This window comes from Streptomyces sp. NPDC001606 (assembly GCF_053596835.1).
Genome location: NZ_JBSFHC010000014.1, coordinates 89,128 through 105,405, shown reverse-complemented (window position 1 = coordinate 105,405; position 16,278 = coordinate 89,128). Strand labels below are relative to the sequence as shown.

General features: G+C 71.4%; 17 protein-coding genes. 13 read left to right on the top strand and 4 right to left on the bottom strand.

The features are described from left to right. Positions 1-244: 244 nt before the first annotated feature. Together ACWCV9_RS24570 and ACWCV9_RS24565 are read right to left on the bottom strand one after the other, a co-directional pair. Positions 245-1,564 carry a D-arabinono-1,4-lactone oxidase gene (locus tag ACWCV9_RS24570; protein ID WP_450789566.1) on the bottom strand — a complete coding sequence of 440 codons (1,320 nt, stop codon included), beginning with the start codon at positions 1,562-1,564 and terminating at the stop codon, positions 245-247. Next, complete coding sequence (locus tag ACWCV9_RS24565; protein ID WP_450789564.1) at positions 1,524-2,762, bottom strand: MFS transporter; 1,239 nt, start codon at positions 2,760-2,762, stop codon at positions 1,524-1,526. The genes ACWCV9_RS24570 and ACWCV9_RS24565 overlap by 41 nt, the downstream gene beginning before the upstream one ends. A gap of 172 nt (positions 2,763-2,934) precedes the next feature. Between ACWCV9_RS24565 and ACWCV9_RS24560 the strand changes: the two genes are divergently transcribed. Beyond that, positions 2,935-4,062 (top strand): ferrochelatase, encoded by a 1,128-nt coding sequence (locus ACWCV9_RS24560; protein WP_450789563.1) that lies wholly within the window; start codon positions 2,935-2,937, stop codon positions 4,060-4,062. 8 nt (positions 4,063-4,070) lie between these two features. Continuing rightward, positions 4,071-4,886: an inositol monophosphatase family protein gene (locus ACWCV9_RS24555; protein WP_385840458.1), complete on the top strand. Its 816-nt coding sequence runs from the start codon at positions 4,071-4,073 to the stop codon at positions 4,884-4,886. 122 nt (positions 4,887-5,008) lie between these two features. Here the strand turns inward: ACWCV9_RS24555 and ACWCV9_RS24550 are convergent, their stop codons facing one another. After that, entirely contained in the window at positions 5,009-5,182 is a 174-nt protein-coding gene (locus tag ACWCV9_RS24550; RefSeq protein ID WP_173456694.1) for a hypothetical protein, read from the bottom strand. A 410-nt stretch (positions 5,183-5,592) separates the two neighbouring features. Here ACWCV9_RS24550 and ACWCV9_RS24545 point away from each other — a divergent pair, with 410 nt between their 5' ends. From ACWCV9_RS24545 to ACWCV9_RS24530, 4 genes are all read left to right on the top strand, one after another. Further along, positions 5,593-6,246: a response regulator transcription factor gene (locus ACWCV9_RS24545; RefSeq protein WP_003993508.1), complete on the top strand. Its 654-nt coding sequence runs from the start codon at positions 5,593-5,595 to the stop codon at positions 6,244-6,246. Positions 6,247-6,252: 6 nt separating this feature from the next. Next, positions 6,253-7,500, top strand: coding sequence for a sensor histidine kinase (locus ACWCV9_RS24540; protein WP_385840459.1), 1,248 nt, complete (start codon positions 6,253-6,255; stop codon positions 7,498-7,500). Positions 7,501-7,893: 393 nt separating this feature from the next. Beyond that, positions 7,894-8,190, top strand: a complete 297-nt coding sequence (locus ACWCV9_RS24535; protein ID WP_003997302.1) for a DUF4193 domain-containing protein — start codon at positions 7,894-7,896, stop codon at positions 8,188-8,190. A 13-nt stretch (positions 8,191-8,203) separates the two neighbouring features. Continuing rightward, positions 8,204-9,118, top strand: coding sequence for a hypothetical protein (locus ACWCV9_RS24530; RefSeq protein ID WP_450789560.1), 915 nt, complete (start codon positions 8,204-8,206; stop codon positions 9,116-9,118). A gap of 35 nt (positions 9,119-9,153) precedes the next feature. Here the strand turns inward: ACWCV9_RS24530 and ACWCV9_RS24525 are convergent, their stop codons facing one another. Then, positions 9,154-9,618: a DUF3093 domain-containing protein gene (locus ACWCV9_RS24525; RefSeq protein WP_450789558.1), complete on the bottom strand. Its 465-nt coding sequence runs from the start codon at positions 9,616-9,618 to the stop codon at positions 9,154-9,156. 58 nt (positions 9,619-9,676) lie between these two features. On the opposite strand from ACWCV9_RS24525, the gene ACWCV9_RS24520 reads away from it, so the two are divergent. The 7 genes from ACWCV9_RS24520 (at position 9,677) to ACWCV9_RS24490 (ending at position 16,188) form a co-directional block, all read left to right on the top strand. Continuing rightward, entirely contained in the window at positions 9,677-10,261 is a 585-nt protein-coding gene (locus tag ACWCV9_RS24520) for a PaaI family thioesterase (protein ID WP_450789557.1), read from the top strand. Next, entirely contained in the window at positions 10,258-10,809 is a 552-nt protein-coding gene (gene dut, locus ACWCV9_RS24515; RefSeq protein ID WP_450789556.1) for a dUTP diphosphatase, read from the top strand. Before ACWCV9_RS24520 ends, dut begins: the two co-directional genes overlap by 4 nt. A gap of 1 nt (position 10,810) precedes the next feature. Continuing rightward, positions 10,811-11,572, top strand: coding sequence for a DUF3710 domain-containing protein (locus ACWCV9_RS24510; protein WP_450789554.1), 762 nt, complete (start codon positions 10,811-10,813; stop codon positions 11,570-11,572). A 192-nt stretch (positions 11,573-11,764) separates the two neighbouring features. Beyond that, on the top strand, positions 11,765-14,320 hold the full coding sequence (locus tag ACWCV9_RS24505) for an ATP-binding protein (RefSeq protein ID WP_450789552.1): 2,556 nt from the start codon (positions 11,765-11,767) through the stop codon (positions 14,318-14,320). Continuing rightward, positions 14,317-15,006, top strand: coding sequence for a response regulator (locus ACWCV9_RS24500; protein ID WP_450789550.1), 690 nt, complete (start codon positions 14,317-14,319; stop codon positions 15,004-15,006). Before ACWCV9_RS24505 ends, ACWCV9_RS24500 begins: the two co-directional genes overlap by 4 nt. Before the next feature lie 60 nt (positions 15,007-15,066). Beyond that, entirely contained in the window at positions 15,067-15,465 is a 399-nt protein-coding gene (locus ACWCV9_RS24495; RefSeq protein ID WP_450789548.1) for an OB-fold nucleic acid binding domain-containing protein, read from the top strand. Positions 15,466-15,468: 3 nt separating this feature from the next. After that, on the top strand, positions 15,469-16,188 hold the full coding sequence (locus ACWCV9_RS24490) for a DUF3159 domain-containing protein (RefSeq protein ID WP_450789547.1): 720 nt from the start codon (positions 15,469-15,471) through the stop codon (positions 16,186-16,188). Positions 16,189-16,278 lie beyond the last annotated feature (90 nt).

Genomic DNA, 16,278 nt, shown 5'->3' with positions numbered 1-16,278 from the left:
CCCGGCGGTCCTTGCGGGGCCGCGGACACCCTGGTGGGAGACCGGACCCAGGGCTCGCAACAGTACTCCATTCGGACCACGTGCGTGGATTGGCGCGCCGCCCAACTTCTGGCAAGGGTTGCAACTCGGCCCGGCGCAAGCGGTTTTGCGGATCATGAACGTGGCGAACTTCACGCAATCCCCGGAAACGGAACGAATGGCAGGCAAGTTCCGTCCGCTCCCGGGGAGTTCACCAGGGCACCGTCTACCGGCCCAGAACCCTCCGCAGGTAGTCGTTCTGGAACAGCCGGTCCGGGTCGAGGCGGTCCCGCAACGCCGTGAACTCCTCGAAACGCGGATACACCCGGGCGAAGTACTCCGCGTCCCGGGTGTGCAGCTTGCCCCAGTGCGGACGCCCCTCGTACGCGGTGAAGATGCGCTCCGCGGCGGTGAAGTACGCCTGGTACGGGGTGCCCCGGAACATGTGGACGGCGATGTAGGCGCTGTCCCGGCCGGATGCGGTGGACAGGGTGATGTCGTCGGCCGGCGCGGTGCGCACCTCGATCGGGAAGCCGACCCGCAGCCCCGAGCGGTCGACCATGGCCTTCAACTCGCGCAGGGCGTCCGCCAGGGCCGCGCGCGGGACGGCGTACTCCATCTCCACGAAGCGCACCCGGCGCGGTGAGGTGAAGACCTTGTACGGGATGTCCGTGTACGTCCGGGCGGACAGCGCCCTGCTGGAGATCTGTGCGATGGCCGGGACCGTGGCGGGGGCGGCGCGGCCGACCCACTGGGCCACCTGGAAGACGCCGTTGGAGAGGAACTCGTCCTCGAACCAGCCGGCCAGCCGGCCCACGGGCTGCTCGGGGCCCGCGCTGCGGTTGTTGCGCTTGGTGTTGGTGTTGGCGGTGTGCGGGAACCAGTAGAACTCGAAGTGCTCGTTCTCGGCCCAGAGTTGATCGAACTCGGCGAGCACCCGGTCGAAGGGCATCGGTTCCTCGCGCGCGGTGAGCAGGAAGATCGGCTCCACGGCGAAGGTGATCGCGGTGACGATGCCGAGCGCGCCGAGGCCTGTCCGGGCGGCGGCGAAGACCTCGGGGTTCTCCTTCTCGGAGCAGGTGAGCACCGAGCCGTCCGCGGTGACGAGTTCCAGCCCCTTGATCTGGGCGGCGATGGAGCCGGACTCGCGGCCCGTGCCGTGCGTGCCGGTGCTGGTCGCCCCGGCGACGGTCTGCTCCATGATGTCGCCCATGTTGGTGAGCGACAGCCCCTCGCGCGCCAGGGCCGCATTGAGTCTCTTGAGCGGAGTACCCGCCTCGACCGTGACCGTCATGGACGCACGGTCGATGGTGCGTATTCCGGTCAACAGCTGAGGGCGGATCAACACTCCGTCCGTGGCCGCGATCGAGGTGAAGGAATGGCCGGTCCCCACGGCCTTCACCTTCAGGCCGTCCTCCCGGGCCCGGCGCACGGCCGCCGCCAGGTCCGCCACGGAGGCCGGAGCGACCTGCCGGGCGGGGCGGGCGGTGACATTGCCGCCCCAGTTACGCCAGGTGCCGATCTTCCCGTTCGCTGTGCTGCTCAACGGTGCCTCCCCGCCCCGCGGCCGGCCTGCGCAGCCGGCGGTACCCGAGAAAACCGACCGCGACCGCGGCGGCCCCGGAGACCACCGGAACCCCGTACCCCGCGCGTGCCCCGGCGGCGTCGATGACCGAGCCGGCCACGGAGGAGCCGAGCGCGACACCGACCGCGAGACCGGTGCTCACCCAGGTCATGCCCTCGGTGAGCCGGGCACGAGGTACGTGCTCTTCGATGAGGGACATCGTCGTGATCATCGTCGGCGCGATGGACAGCCCCGCAACGAACAGCGCCACGGCCAGAAGCGGCAGGTTTCCGACCAGTAGGAGGGGGATCATACTCACGGCCATCGCCGCCACGCCCAGCAGCCAGCGGCGTTCCGGTGCCCCGGCGAACCGTAGCAGCCCGAAGACCACCCCGGCCGCACAGGAGCCGGCCGCGTACAGCGCGAGCACCACGCTCGCGGCGCCCTTGTGGCCGCGGTCGTCGGCGAAGGCGACGGTGACGACGTCCACGGACCCGAAGATCGCGCCGGTCGCCACGAAGGTCGCCACCAGCACCTGGAGCCCGGCCGAGCGCAGGGCCGTACCGCCGCCGAGATGCTCGCGCGGGTGCGGCTCGGGCTCGGTGCCGCGCTGGGCGGTCAGCCAGAAGACGCCGACGGCCAGGAAGCAGGCGGCCAGCAGCGGGCCGGCCTCCGGGAACCAGGCCGTGGACAGCCCGATGGAGATGATCGGGCCGAAGATGAAGCAGACCTCGTCGACGACCGACTCCAGCGAGTACGCGGTGTGCAGCTGGGGCGTGCCCCGGTACAGCGCCGCCCAGCGGGCCCGGATCATCGCGCCCAGGCTCGGCACCGAGCCGATCCCCGCCGCGCAGACGAACAGCACCCAGTCCGGCCATCGCAGATGGGCGGCGAGCAGCAGCCCGGCCGCCGCCGTGAGGGCCACCAGGGTCGCCGGGCGCAGCACCCGGCGCTGACCGTGCCGGTCGACCAGCCGGGAGATCTGCGGGCCGATCGCCGCGGCGGACAGCGCGATGGTGGCCGACAGCGCGCCCGCGAGGCCGTACCGCCCGGTGAGCTGGGAGACCATCGTGACCACGCCGATGCCGGTCATCGACAGCGGCATCCGGCCGAGGAACCCGGCGGCGGAGAAGGCCTTGGTGCCGGGGGCGGCGAACAGGGCGCGGTAAGGGCTGGGCACGTGGTCTCCGAAGCGGCTCGGTAAGGCGCGAATGCGGCGGATACAGCTTACGAGTTAGGTAAACCTAAGTGCACCCTCGAAAGTCAGGGGAAAAAGCGTCATAAACCCGCTGTAGTCCGACTCTTCATCCGGCTGTTTCCCGGCTGTCGGCACCGGGTGGCAGGATCGACACATGCCAGACGCGCTCGATGTCACGCCCTACGACGCCCTGCTCCTGCTCTCCTTCGGCGGCCCCGAAGGCCCGGACGACGTCGTCCCCTTCCTGGAGAACGTCACGCGCGGGCGTGGCATCCCGAAGGAACGCCTGAAGGAAGTCGGGCAGCACTACTTCCTGTTCGGCGGAGTCAGCCCGATCAACGCACAGAACCGCGCTCTGCTGGACGCCCTGCGCAAGGACTTCGCCGAGCACGGCCTGGACCTTCCCGTCTACTGGGGCAACCGCAACTGGGCGCCGTACCTGACGGACACCCTGCGCGAGATGGTCGCCGACGGCCGCCGCCGCATCCTGGTGCTCGCCACCAGCGCCTACGCCTCCTACTCGGGCTGCCGGCAGTACCGCGAGAACCTCGCGGACGCGCTGGCCGCCCTGAAGGCCGAGGGGCTGGAGCTGCCGAAGATCGACAAGCTGCGGCACTACTTCAACCACCCCGGCTTCGTCGAGCCCATGATCGACGGCGTGCTGCGCTCCCTGGAGGACCTCCCCGCGGACGTCCGCGCCGGCGCCCACATCGCCTTCACCACCCACTCCATCCCGACCTCCGCGGCCGACACCTCCGGCCCGGTCGAGGCGCACGGCGAGGGCGGCGCCTACGTCGAGCAGCACCTGGAGGTGGCCCAGCTGATCGCCGACGCGGTCCGCGAGCGCACCGGCGTCGACCACCCCTGGCGGCTCGTCTACCAGTCCCGCTCCGGCGCCCCGCACATCCCGTGGCTGGAGCCCGACATCTGCGACCACCTCGAGGAGCAGCACGCCGCGGGCGTCCCGGCGGTCGTCATGGCCCCCATCGGCTTCGTCTCCGACCACATGGAGGTCCTCTACGACCTCGACACCGAGGCCACGGCCAAGGCCGAGGAGCTGGGCCTGCCGGTGCGCCGCTCGGCCACCGTGGGCGCCGACCCCCGGTTCGCCGCCGCCGTCCGCGAGCTGATCGCGGAGCGCGCCGCCGTGGAGCGCGGCCAGGACGTCACCCCCTGCGCCCTGGGCGCGCTGGGTGCGAGCCATCACCTGTGCCCGGTCGGCTGCTGCCCGGCCCGCGCCCCGCGCCCGGCCGCCGCCGGTGCCGACAGCCCCTACGCGTGAGGAGACCCGTGACCGACGCCCTGCACCGGGAACTGCTGGAACTGGCCCAGGAGGCCGCCCGCCGCGCCGGCGAGCTGCTGCGCGACGGCCGCCCGGCCGGCCTGGAGGTCGCCAGGACCAAGTCCAGCCCGATCGATGTCGTCACCGAGATGGACATCGCGGCGGAGAAGCTGATCACCGATCTGATCTCCGGGCGCCGCCCCGACGACGGCTTCCTCGGCGAGGAGGGCGCCTCCGCCCCGGGCACGAGTGGTGTCCGCTGGGTGATCGACCCGCTCGACGGCACCGTGAACTACCTCTACGGCCTGCCCACCTGGGCGGTGTCCGTCGCCGCCGAGGTGGACGGCGAGACCGTCGCCGGGGTCGTGGCGGCCCCGATGCGCGGTGAGACGTACCAGGCGGTGCGCGGCGGCGGTGCGTGGGCCACGGGCGCCTGGGAGGGCGAGCGGACCCTCGCCTGCCGTCCCGCGCCCCCGCTGGACCAGGCGCTGGTCTCCACCGGCTTCGGCTACGTCACCGAGGTCCGCGCCCACCAGGCCGAGGTGGCCGCCCGGCTGATCCCGCTGGTGCGGGACATCCGGCGCGGCGGCTCGGCGGCGATCGACCTGTGCGATGTGGCCTGCGGCCGGCTGGACGCGTACTACGAGCGGGGCCTCAACGCGTGGGACTACGCGGCGGGGGACCTGATCGCGCGGGAGGCCGGCGCGCAGACCGGTGGACGGCCCGGAGAGCGGCTTTCACGCGAGCTGACCGTCGCCGGGTCGCCGGGTGTCTTCGAGCCCCTCCAGCGGCTGCTGGAGGACTTCGGCGCCTGGCACGACTGAGCACGCCAAGGGCCCGACCGGGCCCGGCCGAGCATGCGAAGGGTCCGGCTGAGCGCGTCTGAGCATGCGAAGGGCCCCCGGCGCTGGATTCGCCGGGGGCCCTTCATGCGCTGCCGGGCCGATCAGACGCGTGACGCGCCGACCTCCACACCGTGTTCGGCGGCGAGGCGGCGCAGGTCGTCGAGCTCAGCCTGCTCCACCTCGGCGAGGAAGTCGTCGCCCTCGTCACGAGCCCGCGACAGGTCGGACTCGGTCGCCTTTATGCGCTGCAGAAGTCCTGCGGTGAAAGCGTCCATGCTGCGCCCCCTCGTCCTGGGTCGTGGGTCGGTGGCACGGGGGTGTGCCGTATGGGAAGCGGCGATCACGTCTGACGAGGGTGCCCAGCGCTGCCCTGCTGGGCGGCGACGGTGCCGGACACCCGCGCCCACGCTGCGAAGCGGATCAAGGTACCGCATGGTGTTACGGCACATGCAGAGCGTGATCGCGGGGTGTAAAGCCGTCCTCCCCCCGCTTCACTCCCCGGAAACCTCAACCGGCGGAGAAAGTCCGGGATTCCCGCCCCGGAACGCCGATCCTGCGGTCCACCCACCGCCTTACAGCCGACTTACGGCCGAAAAGGGCAGGATGGAGGTCACATCCCACGAACACCCCTGCCCGCACCCGCCCACGGCGTGCTACGCGGGTGGACATCAGGAAGGAAAGCGACGTGCGCGTACTCGTCGTCGAGGACGAGCAGCTGCTCGCCGATGCGGTGGCCACCGGACTGCGCCGGGAGGCCATGGCCGTCGACGTCGTGTACGACGGTGCGGCCGCCCTGGAGCGCATCGGCGTCAACGACTACGACGTGGTCGTCCTCGACCGCGACCTCCCGCTCGTGCACGGCGACGACGTCTGCCGCAAGATCGTCGAACTGGGCATGCCCACGCGCGTGCTCATGCTCACCGCCTCCGGCGACGTCAGCGACCGCGTCGAGGGCCTGGAGATCGGCGCCGACGACTACCTGCCCAAGCCGTTCGCGTTCAGCGAGCTGATCGCGCGCGTGCGCGCCCTCGGCCGCCGGACCAGCGTGCCCCTGCCGCCGGTCCTGGAGCGCGCCGGCATCAAGCTCGACCCCAACCGCCGCGAGGTCTTCCGCGACGGCAAGGAGGTCCAGCTGGCGCCCAAGGAGTTCGCGGTCCTGGAGGTGCTGATGCGCAGCGAGGGCGCCGTGGTGTCGGCCGAGCAGCTGCTGGAGAAGGCCTGGGACGAGAACACCGACCCGTTCACCAACGTGGTGCGCGTCACGGTCATGACCCTGCGCCGCAAGCTGGGCGAGCCGCCCGTCATCGTCACCGTGCCCGGCTCCGGCTACCGGATCTGATCCGCCGTGGCCACGACACCCGCGCCGCCGCAGGCGCCACCGAAGCCCACCTGGGACCCCAGGCGGCCGCAGCCGCCCTTCCCCTGGCTGCGCCCCACCATCCGCATACGGCTCACGCTGCTGTACGGCGGCATGTTCCTGATCGCCGGCATCCTGCTGCTGTCGATCATCTATCTGCTGGCCGCGCAGGCGATCAGCACCGGCAACCAGCCACTGTTCAAGATCGTCAGCTTCCAGGAGCTGAAGGTCTCCAGCGACAGCTGCCCCGCGATCAACACCACGAGCCTCCCGCTGTCGGACTTCAACGACGCGATCGCCCACTGCGTGGACCAGCAGCGCCAGGCCGCCCTGGACAACCTGCTCAGCCGCTCGCTGCTGGCCCTGCTGGGCCTCGCGGTGATCGCCTTCGCGTTCGGCTACGCGATGGCCGGCCGGGTGCTGTCCCCGCTCGGCCGGATCACCCGCACCGCCCGCCAGGTGGCCGGCTCCGACCTGTCCCGCCGGATCGAGCTGGACGGCCCGGACGACGAGCTGAAGGAGCTGGCGGACACCTTCGACGACATGCTGGAGCGCCTCCAGCGGGCATTCACGGCCCAGCAACGCTTCGTCGGCAACGCCTCCCACGAGCTGCGCACCCCACTGGCGATCAACCGCACGCTGCTGGAGGTGCACCTCTCGGACCCGAACGCGCCGGTGGAGCTCCAGCAGCTCGGCAAGACGCTGCTGGCCACCAACGAGCGCAGCGAACAGCTGGTCGAGGGGTTGCTGCTGCTCGCCCGCAGCGACAACCAGATCGTCGAGCGGGGGCCGGTCGACCTGGCCGAGGTCGCCTCGCAGGCCATCGACCAGGTGCACGCCGAGGCCGAGGCCAAGGGCGTCAGCGTGCGCGGCGAGCGCAAGGCCGCCGTGGTCCAGGGCAACGGCGTCCTGCTGGAGCGGATCGCCCTGAACCTGGTGCAGAACGCCGTGCGGTACAACGTGCCGGAGGACGGATGGGTCGAGGTGAGCACCGAGGTGCGGCACGGGCAGGCGGTGCTGACGGTGTCGAACACCGGCCCGGTGGTGCCGGCGTACGAGATCGACAACCTCTTCGAGCCCTTCAGGCGGCTCCGTACGGAGCGTACGGGCAGCGACAAGGGTGTCGGCCTCGGCCTGTCCATCGTCCGCTCCGTGGCCCGCGCGCACGGCGGCCACATCGTGGCGCAGCCACGGGAGGGCGGCGGCCTGGTGATGCGCGTCACCCTGCCGTTGTGATCTACGACCGACACACGCGAAGGATGTTCGCTTCACGCGGAATTTTCCGGGGGCCGAATGGGCTTCACTTTGTGTGATCGATCACATAGGCGGATTTCCAGCCATGTACGGTCCGTGATCATGACACAAGCCGGAAAGCCGGGAAAGTCCTGGTTTTCAGGGCTCTTGATCACGGGAAGTACACGGTGAGGCGCCTTTGAGGTGCGGCATTCGAACCGTGTACGGTCCACAGCGCCATCCAAGCCGATCACTCTTGAGGGGTCGGGTTGGGTGTCGATTGAGTAACAGCCCTTGATGTGAGGCAAAATCTCCGCCTCAGGTCGGGCACAAGTCCGGCCTCTCACGCGTTACGTGCGCTGGAGACACCGCAGACACCCAGAGGGGGAGAGCGATATGGCAACCGATTACGACACTCCACGCAAGACCGACGACGACGTCGACTCGGACAGCCTTGAAGAGCTGAAGGCCCGGCGGAACGACAAGTCCACCTCGTCGGTGGACGTCGACGAGTTCGAGGCCGCCGAAGGCCTCGAGCTGCCCGGCGCCGATCTTTCGAACGAGGAGCTGGCAGTCCGTGTGCTGCCGAAGCAGCAGGACGAGTTCACCTGCATGAGCTGCTTCCTGGTACACCACCGCAGCCAGCTCGCCCGCGAGAAGAACGGCCAGCCGATCTGCCGCGACTGCGACTGAGGACGGGTCGGCCATGACTGGCTCGACCCCTCATCGGAAGCGCCGCTTCCCCCGGCGGGGAGCGGACCAACGGCGGGTGCACGGCCCGCACGGTACGCGTGACGACGAGCGGGGCTCATTCGGTACGGGAGCCTCGCTCGGACCGGCGGCCGACCGGGACCAGCCGCCGGAGCCGGAACAGCAGACCGCGCCCGCCGTCCAGCGACGGGTGGCGGTCCTGCGTGGCAAAGCCCTGACGATGGCCCGGGAAGGGGCCCTCAGGGGCCGCAGGCGCGCCCTCGTGGGGATCGCCCATGTCGCCGACCGGATCATCGACATCGCCCCGCGTGTGCCCGTACGCGACCTCGCGACCCTGCGCCGGCAGTTCCCGGGCCTCGGGCCCGAAGAGCTGGCCGACAAGCTGGTGGCGGGCGCGGCGGCCGGGACCTCCACGATCGGCGCGGGAATCGGCGCGGCGGCGATGCTGCCGGTACCGCCGGCCATGCCGACCGAGCTGGCGGCCGAGATCACCGGGGTCGCGGCGATCGAGCTGAAGCTCATCGCCGAACTGCACGAGGTCTACGGCCTGCGTCCGCCCGGGAACCTCAAGGCCCGCAGCGCCGCGTATCTGTCCTCCTGGTCGGGGGAGCGCGGCATCGAGGTGCTGAAGCCCTCGACGTACGACGCCGCCCTCGGCGGCCGGATGAAACGCGAACTGCGCCAGCAGATCATGAAGCGCGCCCTGCGCGATCTGCCCAACCTGGCGCCGTTCCTGGTGGGAGCCGCGGTCGGCGCGGTCATGAACCGCCGGGACACCCGAAGACTCGCCGCGCGCATCCGCGCCGACCTGCGCAGACACCAGGTGCCGTGGGACCGGCTGCGGGAGCTGCCGGCGCTGGAGAAACCCGAGAACCCGCTCGAGCTGCGCGACCTGCCCGGCGAGCTCTGAACGCTCCCGAGGCCCCGGCGGGCGCTGGACGGGTGCTAGGCGTGCGCCTTCTTCGCGGTCTCGATCGCCGCCGCCAGCCGCTCCGGCTCACGCGTCGACAGGTACAGGTACGGCGTCGGGTCCTGCGGGTCCGTGACCTCCACGCGCAGGGCCGTCGGAATGTAGGCGCGCAGCAGCAGGAAGGCGCGGGTGTCGGCCTTGTACGTGCGCCAGGCCCGGGCCTCCTCCGCGTCCATGACGTGCGACTCGCCCAGCGCCGACACCGGGATCTTCGCCTCGCCCGCGATCAGCGCGTCACCCACCACCCGGATCCGCATCGAGCCGTACGAGCTGGCGACCACCGCCGCCACGGCCGTACCGCCGACCAGACCGCCGAGCATCGGCAGGGTGCCGAAGGGGAGCAGGATCAGGGCGAACGAGACACCCACGAGAAAGCTGATCAGCCACCACGAGCGGGGGGCGGTGAGGCGTTCTTCGTAAGGGGTGGCGGAGAGCTGCATGAAGCCAAGCTTGGCACGGCATCCGGACCGGGCCGATGCGCGGGTAAGGTCTGCGGCTGTGAGTGGTAGTTCCGCAAGCCTTCAGCCTCCCGCCGACGCCGTGACACCGGTACGGCACCCCGACGCGCCCGCGCCCGGGGAACTCCTCGGCGCCCACTACGAACACTGTTTCGGATGCGGCCCCGGACAGTCGCACGGCCTGCACCTCGAGGCGCGGGCCGGCGAGGGCGTCTCGCTGACCGCCGAGTTCACCGTCCAGCCCGCCCACCAGGGCGCCCCGGGCCTCGCGCACGGCGGGGTGCTGGCCACCGCCCTCGACGAGACCCTCGGCTCGCTGAACTGGCTGCTGCGCACCATCGCCGTGACGGGACGGCTGGAGACGGACTTCGTCCGGCCCGTGCCCGTCGGCACCACGCTCCACCTGGAGGCCGAGGTCACCGCCGTCGCCGGGCGGAAGATCTACTCCACCGCGACCGGCCGCATCGGCGGCCCCGACGGACCGGTCGCCGTCCGCGCCGACGCCCTCTTCATCGAGGTCAAGGTCGACCACTTCATCGACCACGGCCGCACGGAGGAGATCCAGGCCGCCATGAACGACCCGGACCAGATCCGGCGCGCCCGAGCCTTCGAGGTGAACCCGTGAGCCGTGACCCCCTGGACGTGCTGATCCGGCGCGTCGATCCGGACGTACCGCTTCCGGCCTATGAGCACCCGGGGGACGCCGGAGCGGATCTGCGCACCACCGAGGCGTGCGAGCTGGCGCCCGGCGAGCGGGCCGTGCTGCCCACCGGTGTGTCGATCGCGCTCCCCGAGGGGTACGCGGCCTTCGTGCACCCCCGTTCCGGCCTGGCAGCCCGCTGCGGTGTCGCCCTCGTGAATGCCCCGGGGACGGTTGATGCCGGGTACCGTGGGGAGATCAAGGTGATCGTGGTGAATCTCGACCCGCGCGAGTCCGTGCGGTTCGAGCGCTTCGACCGGATTGCCCAACTGGTCGTCCAGCAGGTCGAGAGGGTCCGCTTCCAGGAGGTCGCGGAGCTTCCCGGCTCGGCGCGGGCCGAAGGGGGCTTCGGGTCCACCGGCGGCCACGCCGCGGTGGGCGGCGAGAGCGGCACAAGCGGTCAGGCCGCCATGGGCGGCCCGACGGGTGGGAATCGATACGCTTCGGTCGTATCCGACCGGGAAGGACAGTGACGTGTTCGGACGTCGCAAGAAGAAGGGTGCCGCCGAGGACGCGGCCGGCGAGGCCGAGCAGGTCGTCGACAACGTCGACACCGAGGCGGACGAAGAGGAGGCCGGGCGCGAGCGCGTCCGGCTGGAACCCGGGCCCCGGCCCGACGGCCCCTGGGACAGCGAGGAGGTGCGCGACCCGGCCGAGGGCCGCGTGGACCTCGGCGGTCTGTTCGTACCCGGCGTCGACGGCATGGAGCTGCGGGTCGAGGTCGCCGGTGACGCGATCGTCGCCGCGACCGTCGTCCTGAGGGACAGCGCGATCCAGCTCCAGGCCTTCGCCGCGCCCAAGCGGGAGGGCATCTGGGGCGAGGTCCGCGAGGAGATCGCGTCCGGCATCACCCAGCAGGGTGGCATCGTCGACGAGGTCGAGGGCCCGCTGGGCTGGGAGCTGCGGGCACAGGTGCCGGTGCAGCTGCCGGACGGCACGGGCGGCTTCCAGGTCGTGCGGTTCGTCGGCGTGGACGGTCCGCGGTGGTTCCTGCGCGGTGTGATCTCCGGGCAGGGTGCCGTGCAGCCGCAGGCCGCCGGGCTGCTGGAGCAGATCTTCCGGGACACCGTCGTGGTCCGCGGCGAGGGGCCGATGGCGCCTCGCGACCCGATCGTCCTCAAGCTGCCGAACGACGCGCAGATGGTCCCCGAGGGGGTCCAGCAGGAGGAGTCCTCGCGCTTCTCGGGCGGCATGGGGCAGTTGCAGCGGGGCCCCGAGATCACGGAAGTCCGTTAGCGGACGGGTTCACGGGCCGTGCCCTCGTCGGGCGCGGCCCGTTCGTGCGACACGGCCCCCCAGCCGCGGGGCCCGCGGCCGTCAGGGTTGCGTCAAAGTGTGCCCTTCGGCAGGCGCTCGTCCCTTGTGTCCGCATCGTTGGCCGTAAGGTCGACGCTGCGTGGGCAAGAGTGACGGGAAGACAATAAGAGCATGGCGCGCGGCAAGCTTCGGATCTATCTCGGTGCCGCACCGGGCGTGGGCAAGACGTACGCCATGGTGTCCGAGGCGCATCGGAGGGTGGAGCGGGGGACCGACTGCGTCGTCGCCTTCGTCGAGCACCACGGCCGGGCGCGCACCGAGGCGCTGCTGCACGGCCTGGAGCAGGTGCCGCGCAGGGAGATCGAGTACCGGGGCGGCGTCTTCACCGAGATGGACGTCGACGCCGTACTGCGCCGCGCCCCCGCGGTCGCGCTCGTGGACGAGCTGGCCCACACCAACGTCCCCGGCTCCCGGAACGCCAAGCGCTGGCAGGACGTCGAGGAGCTGCTGGCGGCCGGGATCGATGTGGTCTCGACGGTCAACATCCAGCACCTGGAGTCACTCGGTGATGTGGTGGAGTCCATCACCGGGGTGCGGCAGCAGGAGACGGTGCCGGACGAGGTCGTGCGCCGGGCCGACCAGATCGAACTGGTCGACATGTCCCCGCAGGCGCTGCGCCGCCGGATGGCGCACGGCAACATCTACCAGCCGGACAAGGTCGACGCGGCCCTGTCCAACTACTTCCGGCCGGGCAATCTCACCGCGCTGCGCGAGCTGGCGCTGCTGTGGGTGGCCGACCGGGTCGACGAGTACCTGAACCAGTACCGCAGCGAGCACCGGGTCTCCACGATCTGGGGGTCGCGCGAGCGGATCGTCGTGGGGCTCACCGGCGGGCCGGAGGGCCGTACGCTCATCCGGCGTGCCGCGCGGCTGGCCGAGAAGGGCGCCGGCGGCGAGGTGCTGGCGCTGTACATCTCGCGCAGCGACGGGCTGACCTCGGCCTCCCCGAAGGAGCTGGCCGTCCAGCGGACCCTGGTGGAGGACCTGGGCGGTACGTTCCACCAGGTGGTCGGCGACGACATCCCGGCCGCGCTGCTGGACTTCGCCCGGGGCGTCAACGCCACCCAGATAGTGCTCGGCTCCTCGCGCCGCAAGAGCTGGCAGTACGTCTTCGGGCCGGGCGTGGGCGCCACGGTCGCCCGGGACTCCGGGCCCGACCTCGACGTGCACATCGTCACCCACGAAGAGGTCGCCAAGGGCCGCGGACTGCCCGTCGCCCGGGGCGCCCGGCTCGGGCGGGCCCGGATCATCGCGGGCTGGCTGACGGCGCTGGCCGGCCCGGCGGTGCTCGCGCTGCTGCTGAGCGCGACCGACCTCGGCCTCGCCAACGACATGCTGCTGTTCCTGGCCGTGACGGTCGCCGCCGCCCTCATCGGCGGCCTGCTGCCCGCCCTGGCCTCGGTGGCCTTCGGCTCCCTGCTGCTGAACTACTTCTACACCCCGCCGCTGCACCGGTGGACCATCGCCGACCCCAAGAACATCGTCGCCATCGCGATCTTCTTCGGCGTCGCCGTCTCGGTGGCCTCGGTGGTGGACCTGGCGGCCCGGCGCACCCACCAGGCCGCCCGGCTGCGCGCCGAGTCGGAGATCCTCTCCTTCCTCGCCGGCAACGTGCTGCGCGGCGAGACCAGCCTGGAGGAGCTGCTGGAGCGGGTCCGGGAGACCTTCGGCATGGAGTCGGCGGCCCTGCTGGAACGCGCGGGCGACCTGGAGCCCTGGACCTGCGCCGCGCGGGCCGGCTTCGGGCCGCAGCTGGAGCGGCCCGAGCAGGCCGACGTCGACGTGCCCGTCGGCGACCACCTGGCCCTCGCGCTCACCGGCCGGGTGCTGCCCGCAGAGGACCGCCGGGTGCTCGCCGCCTTCGCCGCGCAGGCCGCCGTCACGCTGGACCGCAGGCGGCTGAAGGAGGAGGCCGACCAGGCCCGCGCCCTCGCCGAGGGCAACCGCATCCGCACCGCCCTGCTGGCCGCCGTCAGCCACGACCTGCGCACGCCCCTGGCCGGGATCAAGGCGGCCGTGTCGAGTCTGCGCTCGGCCGACGTGGAGTGGTCCGAGGAGGACCGGGCCGAGCTGCTGGAGGGCATCGAGGAGGGCGCCGACCGCCTCGACCACCTCGTCGGCAACCTGCTCGACATGTCCCGGCTCCAGACCGGCACGGTCAACCCGCTGATCCGCGAGACCGACGTCGACGAGGTCGTGCCGATGGCGCTCGGCGGGGTGCCCGACGACAGCGTCGAACTGGACGTGCCCGAAACCCTGCCCATGATCGAGGCCGACCCCGGACTGCTGGAGCGGTCGGTGGCCAACCTGGTCGAGAACGCCGTCAAGTACAGCCCGCCCGGACGGCCCGTACTGGTCTCGGCGAGCGCCATGGCCGACCGGGTCGAGGTGCGCGTGGTGGACCGCGGGCCCGGCGTCCCCGACGAGGCCAAGGACCGCATCTTCGCGCCCTTCCAGCGGTACGGCGACGCCCCGCGCGGCGCCGGCGTCGGGCTCGGTCTCGCGGTCGCCCGGGGCTTCGCCGAGGCCATGGGCGGCACTCTCGAGGCCGAGGACACGCCGGGCGGCGGGCTCACCATGGTGCTCACCCTGCGCGCGGCAGGAGCGGCTCCGGACCCCCTCCACACAGCGGAGGACACCGCAGAACCAGAAAGGCAGACCCTATGACGACCCGGGTGCTCGTGGTCGACGACGAGCCGCAGATCGTGCGCGCCCTCGTGATCAACCTCAAGGCGCGCAAGTACGAGGTCGACGCCGCGCCCGACGGCCGTACCGCCCTGGAACTGGCCGCCTCCCGCCACCCCGACGTGATCGTGCTCGACCTCGGCCTGCCCGACATGGACGGCGTCGAGGTGATCAGGGGGCTGCGCGGCTGGACCCGGGTACCGATCCTCGTGCTGTCCGCCCGGCACTCCTCCGACGAGAAGGTCGAGGCGCTGGACGCGGGCGCCGACGACTATGTCACCAAGCCCTTCGGCATGGACGAGCTGCTGGCCCGGCTGCGGGCCGCGGTGCGCCGGGCCGAGCCGGTCGGGGCGGGCGAGGACGAGCTGACGACCGTGGAGACCGAGGGGTTCACCGTCGACCTCGCCGCCAAGAAGGTCAACCGGGACGGCAAGGACGTCCGGCTCACCCCGACCGAGTGGCACCTGCTGGAGGTGCTGGTCCGCAACACCGGCCGCCTGGTCGGCCAGAAGCAGCTGCTCCAGGAGGTGTGGGGGCCGTCGTACGGGACGGAGACCAACTACCTGCGCGTGTACATGGCGCAGCTGCGCCGCAAGCTGGAGGCGGACCCCTCCCACCCGAAGCACTTCATCACCGAGCCGGGGATGGGATACCGGTTCGAGAGATGAGCCCGGTGGTGAAGTGAGCTCGGCTACGGCGGTGTCGGCGGGCCCCGGTACGCTTCAGGTATGGGTGCTGTTCCTCGTTCCGCAAAGCCGGCCGGCCGGATCCGGCGCATGCTCGACCGGCTTTCCTCGTCGCAGGAGGACCTGGAGTCCGAGGAGCTGCGTGAGGACGCCGAGACGGCGGGCTGTACGAAGATCGGCGACTGCCAGGACCGGCAGATCGTCACCGTAACTGGTACCTTGCGCACGGTCACCCTGCGTCCCCGCGCCGGAGTCCCGGCCCTGGAGGCCGAGTTGTTCGACGGCTCCGCGGCGCTGGACGTGGTGTGGCTCGGCAGGCGCTCCATCGTGGGTATCGAACCGGGGCGCCGGCTGATCGCATCGGGCCGGATCTCCATGAGCCGGGGCCGCCGGGTGCTGTTCAACCCGAAGTACGAACTGCGACCCCTCGGACGGGAGTAGCCGGTGACGTCCCTCGACAAGCCGACCCAGGACACCGACCAGACCCCGCCGGACGACGCCCGCGCGGTCACCGAAGCGGCGCTCTTCGAGGCGTTCGGCGGTGTCCGGGGCATGGTCGAGACCGTCGTCCCGGGGCTGCTCTTCGTCGCCATCTACACGGTCAACAAGGACCTGCACATCTCGGCGATCGCCGCGCTCGCGGTGTCCCTGGTGCTGGTCGTGGTCCGGCTGGTGATGAAGGACACCGTCAAGCACGCCTTCAGCGGGGTGTTCGGCGTGGTCTTCGGCGTGGTGTTCGCGATGTTCACCGGCAACGCCAAGGACTTCTATCTGCCCGGCATGCTCTACACGCTGGGGCTGGCGGTCGCGTACATCGTCACGACCCTCGCCGGGGTGCCGCTGATCGGTCTCATCCTGGGCCCGGTCTTCAAGGAGAACCTCTCCTGGCGGACCCGGAACCCGGGCCGCAAGAAGGCCTATGCGAAGGCCAGCTGGGCCTGGGGTCTGATCCTGCTCGCCAAGTGCGCGATCCTCTTCCCGCTGTACTGGTGGTCCGACACCACCAAGCTGGGCTGGGTCCTGGTCGCCCTGAAGATCCCGCCGTTTCTGCTGGCCGTCTGGCTGACCTGGGTCTTCCTGGCGAAGGCGCCCGCGCCGATCGACGTGTTCGCGGAGCTGGAGGCGGAGGAGAAAGCCGCGGAAGAGGCCCGCCGCCAGGGCTGACCGCCTGCCGGGGACGCCCTCCGGGGACCCCGGCTCCGTGGACGTCCCGGATCGGTTGCCCTCAGGCCCCCGTCACCCCACCCCGGCCGT

What these genes read in the sequence shown, in the direction of transcription:
- ACWCV9_RS24560 (WP_450789563.1), top strand. Translation starts at nt 2,935, where the DNA reads ATGCCAGACGCGCTCGATGTCACGCCCTACGACGCCCTGCTCCTGCTC.
- ACWCV9_RS24550 (WP_173456694.1), bottom strand. Translation starts at nt 5,182, where the DNA reads ATGGACGCTTTCACCGCAGGACTTCTGCAGCGCATAAAGGCGACCGAG.
- ACWCV9_RS24535 (WP_003997302.1), top strand. Translation starts at nt 7,894, where the DNA reads ATGGCAACCGATTACGACACTCCACGCAAGACCGACGACGACGTCGAC.
- ACWCV9_RS24530 (WP_450789560.1), top strand. Translation starts at nt 8,204, where the DNA reads ATGACTGGCTCGACCCCTCATCGGAAGCGCCGCTTCCCCCGGCGGGGA.
- ACWCV9_RS24525 (WP_450789558.1), bottom strand. Translation starts at nt 9,618, where the DNA reads ATGCAGCTCTCCGCCACCCCTTACGAAGAACGCCTCACCGCCCCCCGC.
- ACWCV9_RS24505 (WP_450789552.1), top strand. Translation starts at nt 11,765, where the DNA reads ATGGCGCGCGGCAAGCTTCGGATCTATCTCGGTGCCGCACCGGGCGTG.
- ACWCV9_RS24500 (WP_450789550.1), top strand. Translation starts at nt 14,317, where the DNA reads ATGACGACCCGGGTGCTCGTGGTCGACGACGAGCCGCAGATCGTGCGC.
- ACWCV9_RS24495 (WP_450789548.1), top strand. Translation starts at nt 15,067, where the DNA reads ATGGGTGCTGTTCCTCGTTCCGCAAAGCCGGCCGGCCGGATCCGGCGC.